The organism is Rhodococcus sp. 05-2254-2 (assembly GCF_002259095.1).
In the GTDB taxonomy this organism is placed as follows: Bacteria; Actinomycetota; Actinomycetes; order Mycobacteriales; family Mycobacteriaceae; genus Rhodococcoides.
The window spans coordinates 13,776-32,560 of record NZ_NOZJ01000013.1 but is presented as its reverse complement, the minus strand read 5'-3'; the positions used below and the strand labels follow the sequence as shown (position 1 = coordinate 32,560).

The window sequence follows — 18,785 nt, the reverse complement described above, 5'->3', positions numbered from 1 at the left end:
CAGCTCCCCGGATTCGAATACTCGACGCCGATCGGAGGCTGAGATCCGAAACGGGAGAGCCGATGTGGTGGGACGGTTCCGTCCTGCCAGAAAATCCCGTCGGTTCGGACGAATCGATCCACCCATGGGGGGATAGTGGTTCCATGGACACGCTGAATCCCGATGTACCGGACGACGTCTTCGCGGACGTGTTGAAGCAGATCTCGCAGTTCGTGCGCTCACGTGTGGTTCCTCGTGAACTGGAGATCATGAACAACGATTCGATTCCGGACGATCTGCGACAGCAGGCCGCGGAGATGGGTCTGTTCGGCTACGCGATTCCGCAGGAGTGGGGCGGTGTGGGCCTGAATTTGATTCAGGACGTCGAGGTGGCCATGGAGCTCGGTTACACCTCGCTGTCGTTGCGATCGATGTTCGGCACCAACAACGGGATCGCCGGGCAGGTGCTCGTGGGGTTCGGTACCGAGGAGCAGAAGGCGACGTGGTTGCCGGGCATGGCAACCGGCGACGTCGTTGCGTCCTTCGCGCTGACCGAGGACGGGGCCGGGTCGAATCCAGCGGGGTTGAAGACGACGGCGACGGTCGAGGGCTCGGGTTGGGTGATCAACGGCAGCAAGCGCTACATCACCAATGCGCCGATCGCGAACATGTTCGTCGTCTTCGCCAAATTGGACCCGAAACCGCAGAGTGGCAACGGTATTGCAGTATTTCTGGTCCCTTCCGACACGGCCGGCATCGAGGTGGGCGTCAAGGACGCGAAGATGGGGCAGCAGGGCTCGGGCACTGCCGACGTGAACTTCACCGACGTGCGCGTCGAGGCCGATGCGTTGGTGGGCGGCAACGGCGACGCCGGAGTGGAGCCTGCGGAACGACCCAAGATCGATATCGGGTACAAGGCGGCTATGACGTCGTTGGCGCGGGGGCGGGTGCATATCGCGGCGTTGGCCGTCGGTCAGGCGCAGCGTGCCTTGGACGAGTCGGTGGCTCATGCCGCGTCGTCCACTCAGGGCGGGGAGCCGATCGGCAACTTCCAGTTGGTGCAGGCGATGATCGCCGATCAACAGGTCGGTGTCATGGCGGGCCGGGCGATGGTGCGTGAGGCGGCGCGGGCGTGGGTGCAGGAGACCGATCGCCGTATCGCGCCGTCTGCGGTGAAGCTGTTCTGCACCGAGATGGTCGGCCAGGTCGCCGATCTGGCTGTTCAGATTCACGGTGGTGCCGGGTACATGCGTGAGGTGCCGGTGGAGCGCATCTACCGTGATGTCCGGCTGCTTCGGTTGTACGAGGGGACCAGCGAGATTCAACGACTGATCGTCGGCGGCGGCCTGATCAGAGCCGAACAGAAGCGGACGTCGTGAACACAACCCCGCCGAACGGGCAGTATTGCGCTGATCTCGGGTGGCACACAGACGTCGGTGCCTAACGTGGACGGGGACGACGAAAGGACCAGCGCATGTCGCACTTCCCCGGCCTCTCCCACGTGGCCGTGACCGTATCCGATGTTGCCGCCAGCACCGAGTGGTACTCACGACTGTTCGACGCGTCCCCCGTACTCGACGAGGACGAAGAATCCGGCAACTATCACCACACCGTGTTCGCGCTCGACGGCGGAATGCTGTTCGGATTGCACACCCACGGCGACGCTCAGGTCTCCGGTGCCTTCGACGAGAAGAGAACGGGCGTGGACCACATCGCGTTCGGCTGCACACAGGACGACCTGGCGTCTTGGGTATCGACGCTCGACCGACTCGGCATCGCGCACAGCGGTATCGAACACGCACACTACGGTTCCGGAATCTCGTTCCGTGATCCCGACAACATTGCCCTCGAATTCTTCGCTGCGCCTGCCTGACCGCGCTGCCCGTCACATCTTCAGGTCCCGCAGAAGGTCCGAAATCCGGCGCTGAAGTTCGCAGGCGCGGGCAGGGCGTACTCGGACCGTTCGTCGCGGCGGTCGAACGGTGTCGTGACGACGTCGAGCAGACGCTCGACAGGCTCGAGATCGCCCTCGGTCGCGGACCTGAGTGCGGCGTCGACCAGATGGTTGCGGGGAATGTAGGCGGGGTTGACGCGATCCATCCCGTCGGCGATCGACGAAAAGTTCTGTCCCCGTGCCGAAACAGTTGTCCGCCAACGCTCGAGCCACTCCGCGGACGCGTCCGGTGGAACGAGGGAGTCGAAGGGCGACGAGTCTCCGCGCAGGTTATCGGCGAGGGCACGGAAGGTCAGGGTCCAGTCGGCTCGGTGGTCGGTGAGCAACCGATGCAGTTCGTCGACGAGCGCCGCGTCCGCGCCATCGTCTGCCAGGCCGAGCTTGAGGGCCATCGCGGCAGCGTAGTGCCGGCGGTAGCGTTCCCCGAACGTGTCCAGCACCGCGGTGAGAGCCGTGATGGCGGTATCGGGCGTCGAATCGACGAGGGGCAGTAGTGTTTCGCCGAACCTGGCCAGATTCCACCCGAGCACTGCGGGTTGATTGCCGTAGGCATAGCGTCCGCCGTGGTCGATGGAGCTGAACACCGTAGCCGGATCGTAGGAGTCGAGAAATGCGCACGGTCCGTAGTCGATGGTCTCACCGGAGATCGTCGTGTTGTCGGTGTTCATGACACCGTGCACGAATCCGACCGACATCCACTGCGCGACAAGCGATGCCTGGGCTTCGACGACAGCCTCGAAGAAGGCGAGACAGCGTTCCTCGACCGGCAGCTCGAGCAGTTCCGGATAGTGGCGGGCTATCGCGTAATCGGCGAGGGGCTGCATGAGCCCCTCGCGCCGAGCCGCGAACTCGAAGGTGCCCACCCGCAGATGGCTCGACGCGACCCTGGCAAGCACTGCCCCGGGCTGCGGACCTCCTTCTCGCACCACCTGTTCACCGGTGGTGACGACGGCGAGCGAACGTGTGGTGGGAATGTGCAGCGCGTGCATCGCTGCGCTGATGAGGTACTCGCGCAGCATGGCTCCCACTACCGCTCTCCCGTCGCCCCCACGCGAGAACGGGGTAGCGCCGGACCCCTTGAGATGCAGATCGACTCGATGGCCCCGATCATCGCGCAGCTCGCCGAGCAGCAGTGCTCGGCCGTCCCCCAGCAGGGGAACGAAATTGCCGAACTGATGACCCGCGTACGCCATTGCCACAGTGGCGGATTCGGCCGGAGGAATCGACCCGGACAGCACACCGGCTGCCTCGGCCGTGCGCAGCGACGTCGGGTCGAGCGCGAGAGACCGAGCGAGGTCATCGTCGAGAATCAGCACCCGAGGAACCGGCGCGTGGGTGCCCTGCCACGGCACTGTCAGTCCAGGAACCTCGTCGGCGAAGGTCGTCTCGAACCCGAATGCGGGCAGGCCCGTGGTCGGTACCGTCGGCTGCGGCGAGGAGTCGGTCATGACAGAAGGATTACCACGAATCTCCGTACCCAACCCTGAGGGCACAGCATCGCGAACCTTTCAGGTGCCGAGTACCCGGCGGTTGTCCTCGAACAACTCGTGCACGGTGCCCGCATCGAAGCGGATGTGTACGCGCCCGTCGCCGTCTCCGGACACTCGCGCTCGCACCTCGTAGACCTCGGCGATCAGTTCCTCGGTCAGCACCTCCGCGGGTGTGCCGCCTGCGACGACCCTGCCGTCCTTGAGAACCAGGACCTCGTCGCAGAACATCGCCGCCAGGTTCAGGTCGTGGAGCGCGACGACGCTGGTGATCGGCAGGCGCGCAACGAGGGCCAACAGCTCGAGCTGGTGATGGATATCGAGATGGTTGGTGGGTTCGTCCAGCAACATCTCGCGGGGCTGCTGAGCCAGTGCGCGAGCGATGTGCGCCCGCTGCTGCTCACCACCGGAGAGCGTGCGCCACAATCGATCCGCTTTGTCGGTGAGTCCGGTCTGCGCGAGTGCATCGTCTACGGCGTCGTCGTCCAGGTCGCTTCCACCGAAAGCCCCGCGATGCGGGATGCGTCCCAGACGCACGACGTCTCCGACCGTCACATCGACGTCCGTGTGGGCGTGCTGACCCACGACTGCGACCGCGCGGGCGATGTGTCTGCGCTTGAGCGAACCGAGCTCTGCGCCGTCCAGTTCGACGACGCCGGAGGTGGGCGATGCCGCCCCGGCAAGCAGGTGGAGCAGCGAAGACTTACCGGAACCGTTGGGCCCCAACAATCCCACCGTTCGGCCGGGCCCCGGATGCAGGGTCACGCCGTCGACCACCAGGACGCCACCGCGCTTCCAGGACACGTTCGATGCGTGCAGTGTCATCGAATTCCCCTCGTTCGAGCCATGATCGCGATGAAGGCCGGAACGCCGACCAACGCCGTTCCGACGCCCACCGGCAGTGGGGTCGGAGCGAACGCGACGCGGGAGACGGCGTCCACCCACACCATGAAGATCGCGCCGATGACGGCAGTGGTGGGCACGAGGCGGCTGTGGTTGGGCCCTACCAACAGTCGCGCGGCGTGCGGAAGAATGAGGCCGACGAAACCGATCGCACCGGCGACGCTGACCAATGTCGCGGTGATCAGGGCGGTGCCGACGAGCAGAGCCAATCGGACCTTCTTGACATCGAAGCCGAGCGAGGACGCCACCGAGTTGCCGAACGCGAACGCGTCGAGGACGTACGCGTAGTAACAACACACCACCGCGCCGATGCCGGCCACGGTCACACACAGCACGACGTCGTTCCATCGCACACCCTCGAACGAACCGAGCAGCCAGAACATCACGCCGCGCGTCTCGTCCGAGTCGGCGAACGCGAAGATCACGAAAGACGTCAGGGCCGAGAACAATTGAGTGGTTGCAACACCGGCGAGAATCACGCGATCGTTTCCGCTGCCGGACATTCGGGCGAGAAACAACACCAGGCCGAACGCGACGAGTGCACCGATGAACGCACCACCGGACAGCCCGAGCGCGGCCCCGCCGACACCGAGGACACCGACCACGACGGCACCCGTCGAGGCACCCGAGGAGACACCGAGCACGAACGGGTCCGCCAGCGGATTGCGCAGAAGCGACTGCATGATGACGCCGCAGACGCCGAGTCCGACGCCACTGGCTGCAGCGACGAGCGCACGGGGGAGTCGCTCCTCCCAGATGATCGCGTTCTTCGATACCTTCACCGGGATGTCGGTGATGCCGAGATGGTTGAGCACCACGTCGCGCACGTTGACCAGCGAGATGTTCGCCGGCCCGAGGGTGATGGCGACGAGAACCGACACCACGCACAGCACGACCCCGCCCAGCAGGGCGAACACCCAACGCCACAGGCTGCGGGAGGTCTGCGATCGCTGGGAGGAGCGCCGACGGGTGATGGTCGCGGTCAGGACGACAGTCCCAGGTCGCGCAGTCCGGCCGACACCTTCTCGACACCGTCGACGGCCCGGATCGACGGGTTCATCTCCGCACCGTGCAGGGAGATGTAGCGCTTGTCTCGGACGGCGGCCATCGTGCTCGTGACGGGGTCGGACTCGAGGAATGCGATCTTGTCGGCGAGCAGGTCACCGGGAAAACGGTTGCGCGCCAGGTCTCCCAGTACCAGGACGGTCGGATCCCGATCCACCATGGTCTCCCAGCCGACGGCAGGCCAGTCGTCGTCGGTGTCGGCGAAGACGTTCGTCATACCGACCGTTCTGGCGAGTAGATCGGCCGATCCCCGTCCGCCTGCGATGTACGGACTCTTGGTATCCGCGAACCAGAATGCCACGGAGACATCCGATTCGGCAGTGGTCGCGGTGGCGTCGGCCATGCGGGTCTTCAGTTCGTCGACGAACTCGGCACCGCGCTCGTTGACGTCGAAGATCGCCGCGAGTTCGGTGATCTCCTGGTACAGCGACTCCATCGTGAGCGGAGTCGTTCGGGTGTTGCCCCCGTTGACACTGCGACCGGCGTCGCAGTCGGTGGGTGAAAGATACGTGGCCGCACCGGTTTCGGAGAAGCGGGACCGCTGAGCGACGCCGCCTTGCTCGAAGTGGCGTCCGAACGATGCGGTGACGAGATCGGGTTCGGTATCGACCACGACCTCGTAGGTGGGGGCGTTGTCGGCCAGTCGGGGAACCGAGGCGTTCGCGTCGGCGAGGTTCTCGCGGACCGGATCGGTCCAGGACGCGGTGCCGACCATTCGGTCCTGCACGCCGAGCGAGAGGAGAATTTCGGTGGAGTTCTGATCCAGCGACACCACCCGCTGAGGTGCCGAGTCGAAGGTCACCGACTCTCCGCAGTTGTCGATCGTCAGAGGGTAGGTGGTCCCACCTGCGGTGGTGTCCGAGACCGCGTCGGGAACCTCCTCGGAGGCTCCGCACGCGACGAGCGATCCGACCAGGGCAGCAGCGGCGGCGAGGGTGCCTGCGCGGCGACGAACGTTGAGCACGTGGGATGTCCTTCGGGTTCCGACAGCAACGAGCCGCCGGGGATCACCCGACGGCGCAGCGCGCCCGAGGCGCGCATGAGCACAGGCTAACCTTTGGTTGGCGGTGATGGAAATCGTCGCCGATGAGCCGTCGGTGAGAAACCGGTCCGCGCCGACGCTGTCCGCGACATAATCGGTGGTATGGCCGACTTCAACGAGATGATCATCGAGGAGTTCCGCAGTAACGGTGGACACGTGTCCACGGCTGGGTTCGGCGATTCCCTTGTCGTCGTGCACTCGATCGGTGCCAAGAGTGGCGAGATCCGGCTGAATCCGCTGATGGCGATTTCCCAGGAAGGCAGCTGGTTGATCGTCGGCTCGGCCGCAGGTTCACCCAAAGACCCCGCCTGGGTTCACAATCTGCGCGCACATCCTCGCGTCGACATCGAGGTTCCCCACGATGGGGGAGTACGGACCGTCGCAGTGGAGGCCTCGGAAGTCCCCGACGCCGATTGGGCCGACAGTTGGCAGAAGTTCCTCGACGCCTCCTCCGGATTCGCGAAATACGTCGAGACCGCCGAGGGCCGTCGATTCCCGATCTTCCGCCTCACTCCCACCTGATCTCCCGGGGCGAGTTTTCCGACTTCGACAAGCGTTGCGCCTGAACGACAATGGACCTGAATGACAATGGATCCGTCGCCAGGGGACGCGGCGCTCCGAGCTCGTCGAGATCTGATCAGCCGGAGGCGAGGGCCTTCTGTCGGTCGGCCACCCGGCCGGCTATGGCAGAAGCGAGATCGGCGACCTCTGCATCGAGTTCCTCGCGACTCCTGGTATCGGTTTCGTACATGAAGTTTGTCGATCCCACTGTTGCACCGCAGTATTCGATGATGCCTCGCTCGATCTGCGTACGGAAAGCGGCATCGACGCCGTGGCGCTCGAAGCTGTCGGCATCGTCGCCGGCAAGGGCAACCAGGTGGACGGTGAGTCGGTCCAGCTTCTTGTCGAACCCGACTCCAGGGCTGTATTCGTACGCCCATCCGCTGACGAAGACGCGATCGATCCACCCTTTCAGTAGCGCGGGCATCGACCACCAGTACATCGGGAAGACCAGAACCAGGTGATCGGCGCGATCGATTCGTTCTTGTTCGACACGTACGTCCTCCGGTGTGGTTCCGTTGCCGCGGAACAGCTTCAGGTCTGCGTCCTCGAATCGAGGATCGAAGTTCTCGGCCGCCAGATCGGCCGTCTCGACGGTGTCGCCCGCGGTGCGGATCGCGTCCGATACGGATCGAGCGACGTGGTGGGTCAGGGAGTCGGGGTCGGAATGGGAGACTACGACAAGTGTGGTCATGGCTGATTCCTTCGGTGAGGAGAAGCGGCTATGTACCAAGAGTAGGTTACTATTCGTATATAGCGCAAGGAGGTGCCCGATGGCCCGGACGCGACTGTCTCGCTCCGACCGATACGACCAGTTGGTGGATGTCTCCTGGGCTCTCGTGCGGGCGGAAGGAGCCGACGCTCTGACGCTCGGCCGACTCGCCGAACACGCCGGCGTCGCAAAACCCGTGGTGTACAGCCACTTCGCCTCGCGTGCGGAACTCCTGGCCGCCCTGTTCACGGAATTCGACGACCGGCAAACGGTCATGCTCGAGGAATCCCTCCACGCCGCGCCCACCTCGTTGAACGGCCGCGCACACGCAATCGCCAACTCGTACGTGGGCTGCGCGTTGGCGCAGGGGCGTGAGCTGACGGGTGTACTGGCGGCATTGGAGGGCTCGCCCGAACTCGAACAGGTCAAGCGATCGGCCGAACGGGCGTATTCCGATCGATGCCGGTCGATTCTCGAGCCGTTCAGCGGCTCCGGCGGGATCTCGGCATCGTCGATCACCGCGATCTTCGGTGCAGCGGAAGCGCTGTCGCACGCGGCGGTATCGGGCGCAATCGCACCCGAGGAAGCCACAGGTGAACTGGCCGAGCTGATCATCGCCGTCGTGGGGAAACACTGACCCCGCAGCTCACTCGGCGATGAACATCGGTCTACCGACAACCGGATCTGTCACTACTCGGGCGCGGATCTCGAATACCTCGTCCAGCAGCGTCGGTGTCACGATGTCGCTGGGATGCCCGTCGGCGACGATCGCACCATCACGCATGGCCACGATCCGGTCGCAGTACCGCGCCGCCTGATTGAGATCGTGCAGCACCATCACCACGGTCTTCCCTCGATTCTCGACCAGATCGACGACCAGTTCCATCACGTCGATCTGATGACGCACGTCGAGATACGTGGTGGGTTCGTCCAGTAGCAGCACTTCGGTTTCCTGGGCCAAAGCCATTGCGATCCAGGTACGTTGACGCTCACCGCCGGAGAGCGATTCGACAGTGCGGTCGGCGAGGTGGAGGATTCCGGTCGAGCGCATCGCCGTGTGCATGGCCTCGTCGTCGTGCCGTCTGAGCATCGACATCGCACCGAGCCGCGGATATCGACCCTGCTCGACCAGCTCGCGGACGCGTAGCCCGGGCGGTGCGACAGCGGTCTGAGGCAGGATCGCAAGTCTTCTGGCTGTCTCGATCGACGATCGGTCACGCACAGGGATGCCGTCCAGCCGCACCTGTCCGTGGCGAGGGACCAACACCCTGGCCAAAGCCATCAGCAACGTCGACTTGCCGGATCCGTTGGGGCCGACCAGCGCGGTGACCGTTCTCTTCTCGATGGCGATGTCGAGGTGTTCGGATACCGTCCGATTGCGATACCCGAGACCGAGGTCGACGGTCTCGAGAATCGGTGTGGTGACGTATTCCGTCATCGAGCATCCTTTCGGATCAGCCAGATGAGATAGGGAGCGCCGACGAGTGCCGTCACAGCCCCGACCGGGAGTCCCGATACGTCTGGTCCGTTGCCTGGTATGTCGATCGAGGCACTGAAGGCGAGAAGGTCTGCGGCGGACAGCAGCACGGCACCACCGATCACGCTGACCGGAATCAGTCCCCTGTGGTCGCCGCCGAGGGCGGCCCGTGCGGCGTGGGGGGCGATCAATCCGACGAACGCGACGGCACCCGCGGCCGTGACCGCCGTCGACGTGGCCAGTACCGCGATGGCGAGCAGCAACATTCGAGTCCTGTGGGGGCGAATCCCGAGGCCGGTGGATGTCGCGTCGCCCAGCACGAGCGCATTTGCGCGCGAAGCACACAGCAGACCGGCCGGTATCAGTACGATTGCCCAGGGCCACAATCGATTCCAGTCGTCCGTTGTCCTTGCATTGAGAGAGCCGATCAGCCATCGAAGAACCACGCCCATCGGTTGTGCATCGACGACGAGCAGCAGTGATGTCACCGCGGACAGGACAGCGCCGATGAGGATTCCCGCGGCCGCCAGGGAGCGTCGGCCCAGCAGGTGCAGAGCCAGTCCGGCACATGCGGCACCGAGCAGTGACGCCAGGGGTGCGGCACCGGAGGCGGGCAACACCAGAATCGACACCACAACGCCCAGCGCCGCACCGGATCCCACACCTGTCGTCGACGGTTCGGCCAGTGGGTTTCGCATGACTGCTTGCAGCAACACGCCTGCCAGTGCGAGGAGTGCACCGGCAACCAATCCGACGAGCACTCGTGGAAGACGGTAGTTCCTGACGATGATCTCGTGTGCCCGCACCTCCGACGTGCCGGTCAGTACTCTGATCACCTCGGCCGTTTCGAGTTCGCTGCGCCCCGAGACGAGGTGAAGTATCACCAGGCCGGCGATGCACGTCATCCCGATCATTACGAGGTGCCGAGCCTTCATCGTGTGGCGGCTTGTCTGTGCAGAGCCATCAGCAATACGGGAACGCCGAGCAGTGTCGTCGTGATGCCCACGGGGATCTCGATCGGATACAGCAAGATTCGCGACGCCAGATCGGCGGTAGCGAGCAGGACTGCGCCGATGATGGGCGTGAGCAGGAATATCCGCCGTGAACTCGTCGTGTGCACAGCCCATCGAGCCAGATGTGGGGACAGCAACGCGACATAGGCAACCGGACCGCACACCGATGCCACCGCGGCGGTGAGCGCTGCGGCGCACGCCAGTGCGGTCAGCCGGGTCGGTATCACGGAGATGCCCAGTCCCGCAGCCACATCGTCTCCGAGTGCAAGGGCAGCGACCCGATGCCGCATGAGCAGAGCGAGTGGGATGAAGACGGCAAGCCAGGGTGCTGCGACACCGAGATGGCTCCAACCTCGCTCGCCGAGACTGCCGAGCAGGTACCGAAAGAGCAGGGGCAGGTTCCCTTCGGTGCCCAGGCCGACCAGTGCAATGACCAGTCCCGACGCGAGAGCGCTGACCGCAGCACCGAGCAGTACCACTCGGTGAGGGTCGCTGGTCGGTCCAACGGTGGTGATGACCGCAATGCCGGCGACAGCTGCGCCGCACAGTGCCAGATAGGGAAGTGCTGTCAGCGGCAACGGAAGTGCAAACACGGCAACTGCCGTCATCGCGACAGCCGCACCGGAGGACACGCCCAGAATCTCCGGACCGGCAATCCTGTTGCGCAGTACATCCTGCATCAACGCTCCCGCCAGTCCGAGGGCTGCACCGCTCACCAGGCCCAACAGCACACGCGGCAGTCGAACGAGCGCGACGTGCGGGTGGAGGGGATTCGACGGGTCGAGCACGGCGTCGAGCGCGCGCACCGGATCGAGAGTCGGCTCGCCCAGGCACAGAGCCAGCACGATCACGGCGACGCAGGCGCAGGTACCCGCAGCACGCCAACGTCTATCGGTAATGATTATCATTGCGGATACATCATTCTGCAAAGGAGTTCCCATGCGCAAGTTGTCCGGCTTTTCTCGATTGTTCGGCGCACTCGCACTCTCGGTGTTCGCGCTCGCGGCATGCGGTACCGCCGATGCGGGCAACGCCGACGCAGCAGCTGCGGTCACGGTCACCGACGACAGCGGAACGGTGATCGAGCTCGATGCACCCGTCGAGCGAATCGCGTGCCTGACGCTCATGTGTGTCGACGCGTTGAAGGAGGTGGGCATGACCCCCGTCGCTTACCGAGAGGAACTTGCGGCCGATCCCCGCTATGCCGGTCCGGATGTGGACATGCGCAAGATCACGGGCGGATTCGGTGAAGAGAACGTCGAGGACATCGCGCTCTCGGAACCGGACCTCGTCATCGGACTCGGGGGAGTGCAGGACGGGTTGCGGGGTGCCGTCGAGGAAGTGGCACCGATGTACCTGGTGAATCCGACTTCCTGGCGGGATTCGGTCGAATTCCTCCGCACGATAGGCCGTTTGACGGATCGGCAGGAGCAGGCGGACGCAGCTGCCGAGGCGTTCACCGCCGAGGTCGATGCGGCCGCGGGCAAGTGGAAAGGCCTCACGACGCTGTCGATGTACGGCGAACCGGGCAGTCTCGGAGTCGATTCCGTCGACACCCCCGTCGGCTCGCTTCTCACGGACGTCAGTGACTATCCGTGGCAGGCGGGAACCGATGCCTTCGCGACGGTATCGGTGGAGCAGATCGCGTCGGTGGATCCGGATGTGGTCTTCGCGCAGGCATTTTCATCAGGTTCCGACAGCGAGCCTCTCTCTGACCGGCTGGCGAGCAATCCGTTGTGGTCGGGTGTGGCGGCGGCCCGCAACGATCGGGTGATCGAGGTGGACGCCGGGGTGTGGGCAACAGGGCGCGGAACGATTTCGTTGCGGTTGGTGCTCGCCACGGTGACGAACGAGCTCGAAAGTTCCTGAACCTTATTGAAAATGATTATCGATTGACGTAGGGTCGGACACCTCGACGATGTCGAGTCCATGGATCGGTTGCACCGCAACCGATTTGCCCATCGAAGAAGGAGAACCATGAACGACAACGAGCTGTTCCGTTCGATCCAGTCACCGGTGTCCCTGGCGACACACTCCGCGGGCCACAGCAACGCCCTGGTCGAGAACCCCTTCGAGGAAGCCGAGGACTGATCTCGGTGGGGTCTGCACACCACGATGTGCAGACCCCGGCCGGCCATCGCCATGGAACTTGCACCCAGAACCGAACTGTACGAATCCGATTCGGGATTCGTGCTCCGCACCGCCGACGACGAACACTTCGCACTCGCGCTCGACCACGAGGAATTCGACCAACTGGCCGGGGCCTTGACCGGTACCGAAGCGGAGCTCTCTGCGAAACCGAAGACGGCGCTGTCCGCGTTGCTCACTGCAGGCCACATCGTCTCCAGTTCGTCCACCGATACGGTTGCGGTGCTCGGCTGTGGCTCCGTAGCTGCTGCGCTGGTGGGGATGCTGGGACGCGTGGGTATGTCCACAGGGCATGCCGCGACTCGATCGATCACCGTGAGTGACGACGGCGTCGACACTCTGCGGTCCGAAGGGGCGATCGCCTGTTTCCGTGAAGGCAATCTGTACCTCGTGGTGCCCGAGGGGGTCCGGCTGACCGACGTGTCGATGCGGCGCGCCGCATCCCGTCGGAACAGGCAACGAATCGAGGACGGCTACGGTCCTCGTGCCGGCGGGCGGCGATTGATCTCGCCGATTCATCCGGTGTCCGACGCGGCGGCCGAGTTCGTGGCTGCTCAGGTCCTGGCGGAGGTCATCGGTCCTACGGCCGACCATTGCGTGACGGCGATCGACCTCCGTACGCTCCGGGTGACTCGGCACCCGATTCTTCCTGTGCCGGAACCACCTCGATGACGCGACGCGAGTACTCGGTCGGGGGACTCCGTACTTTCGTCGTGACGGCGCGAAGTCCGCGTGGCGTGCTGACGATTCGCACGCCTTACAACAGCGAAGCTCATCTCGCCGAGGCCGCGGGCTGGGCCGATCGAGGATTCACCACCGTCGTACAGGACGTGCGCGGCCGGTACGGCTCCGCCGGGTCGTTCCACCCGTATCACGGCGAAGGGGCAGACGGCCTGGCCTGCGTCGAATGGATCACCGCACAACCGTGGTGGTCGCAGGCGCCTTTCCTGTTCCTCTACGGCACGTCCTACGGGGCGCACTGCGCAATCGAAACTACCTTTGCCGCAGGTGAATGCGAGGGATTGGCGGGTGTGTCGGTCGCGGTGCCCGCTCTGGGTATGGGGGAGACGGCGCGAAATCGAGATCGGGCCTTCCACCTGGAGTCTCGCCTCGGCTGGTGGTCCGAGCACGGCGATGCTGCCCACTCTCGCGGGAGTTCGGCGTCGGCGGATCTGCTGGAGACGCTGCCGGTGTCCGACATCGGAGACTCGTCGAGCCCCCGGATACCGTCGTGGCAGTCCGTACTGGCGTCGGAAAGGGTGGATGAGGAGCGCAGGAACCATGCTGCAGCACAACGCTGCCCGCTACTGGCGCAGGGCGGGACCGCGGACTGGTTCGGCCAGGACACCATAGACCTCTGGTCGTCGTGGGGTGGCCCGTCGGCACTCGCCCTCGGACCGTGGGATCACTCGATGCAGGCGTCGGGTCGCGCCGAGCGGATGAGCAAGTGGCTGGGTGCGGTGCTCGACGGTCACCCGTGGACCGGAGCGCAGTTGTACGGTCACCCCGGTGGTCCGCTGCGGCTGCAGACCTGGCCGAACGCCCGAGTGACGGTCGCGCTGACTGGTGGCAGCTTCGTCGCAAATCCGTTGCAGCCCTTCCCTTCCTGCACGTCCGACACCGATGTTCGCAGCCTGACGACACGCTCGGATTGCCTTACCCGTCCGGTGCCGTGGCGCGCAGGAACCCTTGTCGGAACTCCCGTGGTGCGCGTCGTCGGCGGCGACTGCGACCGGCACTGGGGTGCGATGCTGCTCGCCCGAAGACGCGGCGGCGAGGTGGAGCAGCTCACCGAGGGCATGTCCCTCGGCTCCGTCGTGCACCTCGCTCCGCTGTCCACACACATCCATGAGGGAGAGGAACTGACACTGATGATCTCGGCCCACGCCTTCCCCCGATATGCCCGCGATCTGCACACCGATGAAGACCACTTGTACGGTATCCGAGCGGTGCCGATGCAGCGCACCGTGCGAGGCATCGAGCTGGAGATGCCCGTATGAGCGGGGTCGGTTTCAGTGCAGACGATCTGGTCGACCCGTTGACCGGACTCATCCGTGCGTTGCATCCGGTCCAGAGGCTGGACGGTCTGCCGGAACGGTACGTCGGGCTCACGGCGGAGATCGCCGATACTCGTGCGCTCGGAAACTGGCCCTGCGATCTGGTGTCGCTCGGTACCACCTTCGCGGATCCCGCAGGAGCCCGTATCGCCGCGATCGGCGAAGCAGTGGAACGGTACTGCGGAAACTACGTCCCGAACACTCTGCGCTACGCAACGCCGGCGGAACTGCGCGCCGAGGGTGTCCGCCATTGGGGGAACGACACATTCGAGTTCTTCGCGCCGTGGCAGCTGAACTCGGCAGGCTTCCCCTTCGAACAATTCACCGAGGACTCCCGAGTCGCCTGGGTAGACGGGGTGTCGGACGACGGCGCGCGTGTCGCGATCCCGGCCTCGCACGTGTACCTGAACTGGCGCAGTGGATCGCGCCGGACGGACCCGTGGATTCACCATCTGAACTACGCCGGCATCGCCACAGGACAGGGGCTCGACGACGCCGCCGGACGTGGACTGCTCGAACTCGTGGAGCGAGATTCGCTGTCGCTGTGGTGGCACCTGAACCTCCCTGCGCGGGGGATAGATCCGGCATCGGTGCCCGGGCTCGCGGCAGACCTCGGCGACTCACGACTGCGGTGTCATCTCCTCGAGCTGCCGTCGTACTTCGAAGTTCCGGTGGTGGCGGCCGTTGTTCACGATCTCGAACTCGGGATTGTCGCAGGCGGCTTCTCGGCGAAGCTGGACCCGGTCGACACGGCACGCAAGGCCGTTCTCGAAGCGATCCACAGTTGGGTCTTCACTCGAGGACTGCTCGAGGCAGACGGCTGGGTGTTCGGATCGATGCGCGCCGGGGTGCTGTCGCCGGGTCTCTACCTGGACCACCGCGCCGATCGCAGCTACCTCGAAGCCGCCGGAGAGCGCAGTGAACACATCCGCGACCTGGGTGCACAAGCCCAGGTGTGGCTCGATCCCCGTACTCAGGCCGCATATCTTCCTCGCTTCACGAATCCGGCCGAGACGGTATCGATCGACGAGCTTCCCCGCGGCACCGCCGACGGTATGCGGAGCGCGCTCGCGGTGGCGGGCCACGAGGTGGTCGTCTGCGATATCACCACCTCGGACGTGGCGTCGACGCCACTGCGGGTGGCCCGGGTCTGTGCCTCCGGCTTGATTCCCAACGCCCCAGCCGCATTTCCCTATTTCGGGTTACCTCGGTGGCGCGACATCGCTCGACGGTACGCACCCGATTGCGACCCGACCGATCCGAACACGCTGCTGCTCGCTGCGCCCCCGAGTCTGTGACCGGCTTTCGCCGTTTCGTCCTGGCGCGTGCGGTCGCGTGGATCGGCAACGCGATGTCCACGGTTGCCGTGCCGATGCTCGTCTACCAGTTGAGCGGCTCGCCGCTGCTCTCCGGTGTCGCCTTTGCGGTGGAGTCGTTGCCGTACCTGATGTTCGGACTGATCGCAGGTGCGCTCGCCGACGGGTACGACCGTCGCGTAGTCCTGCTCGCAACTCAACTCGGCAGTGCTCTCGCTCTGGCCAGTATTCCGGTGGCTCACCTGATTGCGTCGGTGACGGTTGCACATCTGATGATCGTCGCGTTCGCCGTCTCCACTCTTTTCGTGTTCTTCGATGCCGCGTCCTTCGGCGTCGTACCGGCTTTGGTGGGCCGCCATCGGATCGCCGACGCGACAGGCACGCTCGTCAGCGTCGGCACGGTCATCGGGATCGTAGGCCCGTTGCTCGGTGGCATCACTGCGACGACGCTGGGTCCGCCGGGTGCCATCGCGATCGATGCTCTGTGTTTTCTCGTCGCGACAGTGGTCACCTCGACGATCGCGCTACCCGTGCGGGCCGCGCCGTTTTCGGTCGGTTCCGGTCTCGGCACTTCGATCGGCGAGGGGTTGGCATTCATTCGGCATCATCGTGTGGTGCGTGCCCTGACTGCGGTCGGCGTCGGGGTGAGTGTCGCCAACGGTGTGGTCGTGGGACTGATGGTGGTCGTGGGCGTCCGTCAGCTCGGTCTGGCCGCCGAGGATGCGCGAATTGGATCACTCTATGCAGCAACGGCTCTCGGGGCATTTCTGATCAGCCTGGTCAGTGCGCGCATCCAGCGGATGGTGGGCACCGGCATGATCACCTGTCTCGGCGTGGTGGTGGCCTTCCTGTCGATGCTGGCGTGGTCCATCACGGGAGTACTCGCCGTTTCTCTGCTGCTCCTGATCGTCTATCAGGCCGCCAACACCATGATCGTCGTCAACGGCATCGTGGTTCGTCAGTCCGTCACGCCCGACCACCTGCAGGCCCGGGTGAACACCACGGCGCGGATGATCGCGATGGGTGGGACTCCTTTCGGCGCTGCGGCAGGCGGGGCCGTCGCCGGTACGTTCGGCGTGACCGCGGCCGTCGTCCTCGGAGCGGGCGCGCTCGCTCTTGCGGGGACGGCAGCCCTGTGGCTCGGGGTGCCGCGGTTACCGTTGCTTGCAGTCCTCGCCGAGTCCGCCGAGCGCGAAAGCCAGTAGCGGAACGGACAGTGGGCACAGACGCAGCAAGTGCGAGATCTCGTCGTCGTAGAAGCCTGAGATGGCGCAGCAGGCCAATCCGAGTGCGGTCGAAACCAAGTAGAGATTCTGCGCGGCGATGCCGGCGTCGATGTGGAGGGTGCGATAGTGGCGTTCGGTGTATTTGATCAGGGTTCGGTCGAGGCGTCCGACGAGTACGGCGACGAACGGTGCCCGGCGCGCGAATTGTGGCTGTACGAGACATGATTCGAGCGCATCGACGGACGGTCCCGTACCGGTTCTGTTCAGAACGTGTCTGTGTGGATCGAACAGGTAGGTCCCCGAGTCGATCTCGGCTGGGCCCCGGAGGGCCACGAGGTGCAGGTCGATCGAGTCGAGACCGCCGGCAGTCGGATTCATCCGGTATGTGTGCGTCGTGCCGTCCGTCCGCGCGGAGGTCCGGCCGGGCCCCGCTGCGGACCGGAGGAGAGTCGAGAGCTGCAGTGCGTCCAGATCTGCGAATCGGTAGTGCGACCGTCGAGCGCGCAGTGCTGTGTCGAGGCGCATCGGTGGGAGAGGCGGTGGCGACGGCAGAACAAAAGTTCCGTCTGCTGCGGGCACGGCCGGAAAGTTCGCGCCGGTGCCGCGATCGACGAGGAGTCGGTGCACGTCCTGGACGCGCGCGACCGTGGAATCGAGCGAATCTTCCGCCATGGACTCCAACTCTAAGTCAACATGGTAATCAGTGTCGATAAGAAATTTTGTAGTTCGATCGACGGGACGTTCTACGAGCCGGAGTGGACGGTGGGAAACCGGTTGCGCAACGCATCGAGCTGGCGATACAGCTCGTAGAGCGCCTGCTTCTGGGTCTGCGCTTCGTCGCTGTGCCACACATGGCTGCGGGAATCGCCTACCCGCAAGGCCTTGCGCGCCAGTTGCTCGGACTCTTCGACGCGACTCGACGCGGCTGCGATCTCGGCGGTCAGCATGTCGGCGAATACCCGAGCCTGGGCCGCGTCCGAATTCTCTGCCATGTGAGTCCACTCTCGATCTCGCGGCTCGACCGTTGATGGTTCGAGTACCGATGATCAGGATAACCAACCGGAAAAAGACCGTCGGACCGGCTTGTGGGGTTCGGAGGCGTCGTTCCGGTACCTGGACTACTACTCGGTGTAGTCGGTAGTAAGCTCCCGTCCATGTCTGCGCCAACGGATGGATTCGCGCTCCTGCGCGGTGCGTCCGTGGGCGGACTGTCGGCGCTGGTCACCGTCGCAGCGCACACGTTCGGTGGGGGAATGCCTCCATCCGACGCGGCCATCGTGCTGTTGGCCGTCGTCTCCGCTGCGATCGGCTACGCGACCGCCGCGGCACCGACACCGGCGGCACCCCGCGCACAGCTGCTGATGATCCTGACTGCCGCGCAGTCGGTCGGACACCTGTTGCTCACCGCCGTCGACGGTCACCATCACGGTTCGATGCTCACCCAGCAGATGTTCGCGGCCCATGTGGTTGCCATCCTGGTCGGCGCTCTGGCCATCCGCGGAGCGGAGCACGGCATCCGGCGCGCAGTGACCTCGCTACGTGAGGCCCTGCCTCTGTTGGCGGCTCTCGTCGTCGACGAGTCCCGCATCGCCCCTGAACTTCCGGTCTACCGACTCCCGGGAACGCCTCGTCTGCTCGACCTGTCGGGCTGCGGAAACCGCGGACCGCCTGCGCTTCGGACCTGACCGCAGCTCGTCACTCCCACCCGCCCTGTACGTAGGCGTCGGGTATCGAGCTGTCGCTGTCTGTTCGACGAGCCCTCACATCGCGCGATCCGCGCTGCCTCGAGCACGCCCGATCGTCTGTGCGATGCCTTCTCGCGCACCACTGCGCGCGCCCACACAT

21 protein-coding genes are annotated in these 18,785 nt (G+C 65.0%); 11 read left to right on the top strand and 10 right to left on the bottom strand.

Annotated features, from left to right (window positions below; all coding sequences use genetic code 11):
- Positions 1-143: 143 nt before the first annotated feature.
- Positions 144-1,358, top strand: coding sequence for an acyl-CoA dehydrogenase family protein (locus CH283_RS18220; protein WP_094638213.1), 1,215 nt, complete (start codon positions 144-146; stop codon positions 1,356-1,358).
- 95 nt (positions 1,359-1,453) lie between these two features.
- Positions 1,454-1,852: a VOC family protein gene (locus CH283_RS18215; protein WP_094638191.1), complete on the top strand. Its 399-nt coding sequence runs from the start codon at positions 1,454-1,456 to the stop codon at positions 1,850-1,852.
- Positions 1,853-1,872: 20 nt separating this feature from the next.
- Here the strand turns inward: CH283_RS18215 and CH283_RS18210 are convergent, their stop codons facing one another.
- The 4 genes from CH283_RS18210 to CH283_RS18195 all read right to left on the bottom strand — a co-directional run bounded on the left by CH283_RS18210 (position 1,873) and on the right by CH283_RS18195 (position 6,352).
- Entirely contained in the window at positions 1,873-3,381 is a 1,509-nt protein-coding gene (locus CH283_RS18210) for a protein adenylyltransferase SelO (RefSeq protein ID WP_094638192.1), read from the bottom strand.
- A 60-nt stretch (positions 3,382-3,441) separates the two neighbouring features.
- Positions 3,442-4,245, bottom strand: coding sequence for an ABC transporter ATP-binding protein (locus CH283_RS18205; protein WP_094638193.1), 804 nt, complete (start codon positions 4,243-4,245; stop codon positions 3,442-3,444).
- Entirely contained in the window at positions 4,242-5,240 is a 999-nt protein-coding gene (locus CH283_RS18200; protein WP_373557603.1) for a FecCD family ABC transporter permease, read from the bottom strand. Before CH283_RS18200 ends, CH283_RS18205 begins: the two co-directional genes overlap by 4 nt.
- 65 nt (positions 5,241-5,305) lie before the next feature.
- Complete coding sequence (locus tag CH283_RS18195) at positions 5,306-6,352, bottom strand: ABC transporter substrate-binding protein (RefSeq protein ID WP_094638194.1); 1,047 nt, start codon at positions 6,350-6,352, stop codon at positions 5,306-5,308.
- Positions 6,353-6,532: 180 nt separating this feature from the next.
- Here CH283_RS18195 and CH283_RS18190 point away from each other — a divergent pair, with 180 nt between their 5' ends.
- Positions 6,533-6,952, top strand: a complete 420-nt coding sequence (locus tag CH283_RS18190) for a nitroreductase/quinone reductase family protein (protein WP_094638195.1) — start codon at positions 6,533-6,535, stop codon at positions 6,950-6,952.
- Positions 6,953-7,067: 115 nt separating this feature from the next.
- On the opposite strand, the gene CH283_RS18185 is transcribed toward CH283_RS18190, so the two are convergent.
- On the bottom strand, positions 7,068-7,685 hold the full coding sequence (locus tag CH283_RS18185; RefSeq protein ID WP_094638196.1) for an NAD(P)H-dependent oxidoreductase: 618 nt from the start codon (positions 7,683-7,685) through the stop codon (positions 7,068-7,070).
- A gap of 79 nt (positions 7,686-7,764) precedes the next feature.
- On the opposite strand from CH283_RS18185, the gene CH283_RS18180 reads away from it, so the two are divergent.
- Positions 7,765-8,340 carry a TetR/AcrR family transcriptional regulator gene (locus CH283_RS18180; protein WP_068056052.1) on the top strand — a complete coding sequence of 192 codons (576 nt, stop codon included), beginning with the start codon at positions 7,765-7,767 and terminating at the stop codon, positions 8,338-8,340.
- Between the two features lie 9 nt (positions 8,341-8,349).
- On the opposite strand, the gene CH283_RS18175 is transcribed toward CH283_RS18180, so the two are convergent.
- Genes CH283_RS18175 through CH283_RS18165 form a run of 3 tightly spaced genes read right to left on the bottom strand, consistent with a single transcriptional unit; the run spans position 8,350 to position 11,101 of the window.
- Positions 8,350-9,141 carry an ABC transporter ATP-binding protein gene (locus CH283_RS18175; RefSeq protein WP_068056055.1) on the bottom strand — a complete coding sequence of 264 codons (792 nt, stop codon included), beginning with the start codon at positions 9,139-9,141 and terminating at the stop codon, positions 8,350-8,352.
- Positions 9,138-10,085 (bottom strand): FecCD family ABC transporter permease, encoded by a 948-nt coding sequence (locus CH283_RS18170; RefSeq protein ID WP_176460312.1) that lies wholly within the window; start codon positions 10,083-10,085, stop codon positions 9,138-9,140. Before CH283_RS18170 ends, CH283_RS18175 begins: the two co-directional genes overlap by 4 nt.
- A gap of 26 nt (positions 10,086-10,111) precedes the next feature.
- Complete coding sequence (locus CH283_RS18165) at positions 10,112-11,101, bottom strand: FecCD family ABC transporter permease (protein WP_176460311.1); 990 nt, start codon at positions 11,099-11,101, stop codon at positions 10,112-10,114.
- 31 nt (positions 11,102-11,132) lie between these two features.
- Between CH283_RS18165 and CH283_RS18160 the strand changes: the two genes are divergently transcribed.
- From CH283_RS18160 to CH283_RS18140, 6 genes are all read left to right on the top strand, one after another.
- On the top strand, positions 11,133-12,062 hold the full coding sequence (locus CH283_RS18160; RefSeq protein ID WP_176460310.1) for an ABC transporter substrate-binding protein: 930 nt from the start codon (positions 11,133-11,135) through the stop codon (positions 12,060-12,062).
- A gap of 108 nt (positions 12,063-12,170) precedes the next feature.
- Positions 12,171-12,284: a streptamidine family RiPP gene (amiA, locus tag CH283_RS28785; protein WP_254924168.1), complete on the top strand. Its 114-nt coding sequence runs from the start codon at positions 12,171-12,173 to the stop codon at positions 12,282-12,284.
- Positions 12,285-12,308: 24 nt separating this feature from the next.
- A complete protein-coding gene (locus CH283_RS18155) occupies positions 12,309-13,013 on the top strand; it encodes a hypothetical protein (protein WP_141215261.1) in 705 nt (234 codons plus the stop codon).
- Positions 13,010-14,341, top strand: a complete 1,332-nt coding sequence (locus CH283_RS18150; RefSeq protein ID WP_068056070.1) for a CocE/NonD family hydrolase — start codon at positions 13,010-13,012, stop codon at positions 14,339-14,341. Before CH283_RS18155 ends, CH283_RS18150 begins: the two co-directional genes overlap by 4 nt.
- On the top strand, positions 14,338-15,696 hold the full coding sequence (locus CH283_RS18145; protein WP_094638201.1) for a YcaO-like family protein: 1,359 nt from the start codon (positions 14,338-14,340) through the stop codon (positions 15,694-15,696). The genes CH283_RS18150 and CH283_RS18145 overlap by 4 nt, the downstream gene beginning before the upstream one ends.
- Positions 15,609-16,919 (top strand): MFS transporter, encoded by a 1,311-nt coding sequence (locus CH283_RS18140; protein ID WP_369679395.1) that lies wholly within the window; start codon positions 15,609-15,611, stop codon positions 16,917-16,919. The genes CH283_RS18145 and CH283_RS18140 overlap by 88 nt, the downstream gene beginning before the upstream one ends.
- Here CH283_RS18140 and CH283_RS18135 read toward each other — a convergent pair.
- Together CH283_RS18135 and CH283_RS18130 are read right to left on the bottom strand one after the other, a co-directional pair.
- Positions 16,869-17,612, bottom strand: coding sequence for a SagB family peptide dehydrogenase (locus CH283_RS18135; protein ID WP_094638202.1), 744 nt, complete (start codon positions 17,610-17,612; stop codon positions 16,869-16,871). The two genes, CH283_RS18140 and CH283_RS18135, sit on opposite strands and share 51 nt — an antisense overlap.
- 71 nt (positions 17,613-17,683) lie before the next feature.
- A complete protein-coding gene (locus CH283_RS18130; protein ID WP_068056078.1) occupies positions 17,684-17,932 on the bottom strand; it encodes a hypothetical protein in 249 nt (82 codons plus the stop codon).
- A gap of 162 nt (positions 17,933-18,094) precedes the next feature.
- Between CH283_RS18130 and CH283_RS18125 the strand changes: the two genes are divergently transcribed.
- On the top strand, positions 18,095-18,625 hold the full coding sequence (locus tag CH283_RS18125) for a hypothetical protein (protein WP_082898847.1): 531 nt from the start codon (positions 18,095-18,097) through the stop codon (positions 18,623-18,625).
- The last annotated feature ends 160 nt before the right edge of the window (positions 18,626-18,785 follow it).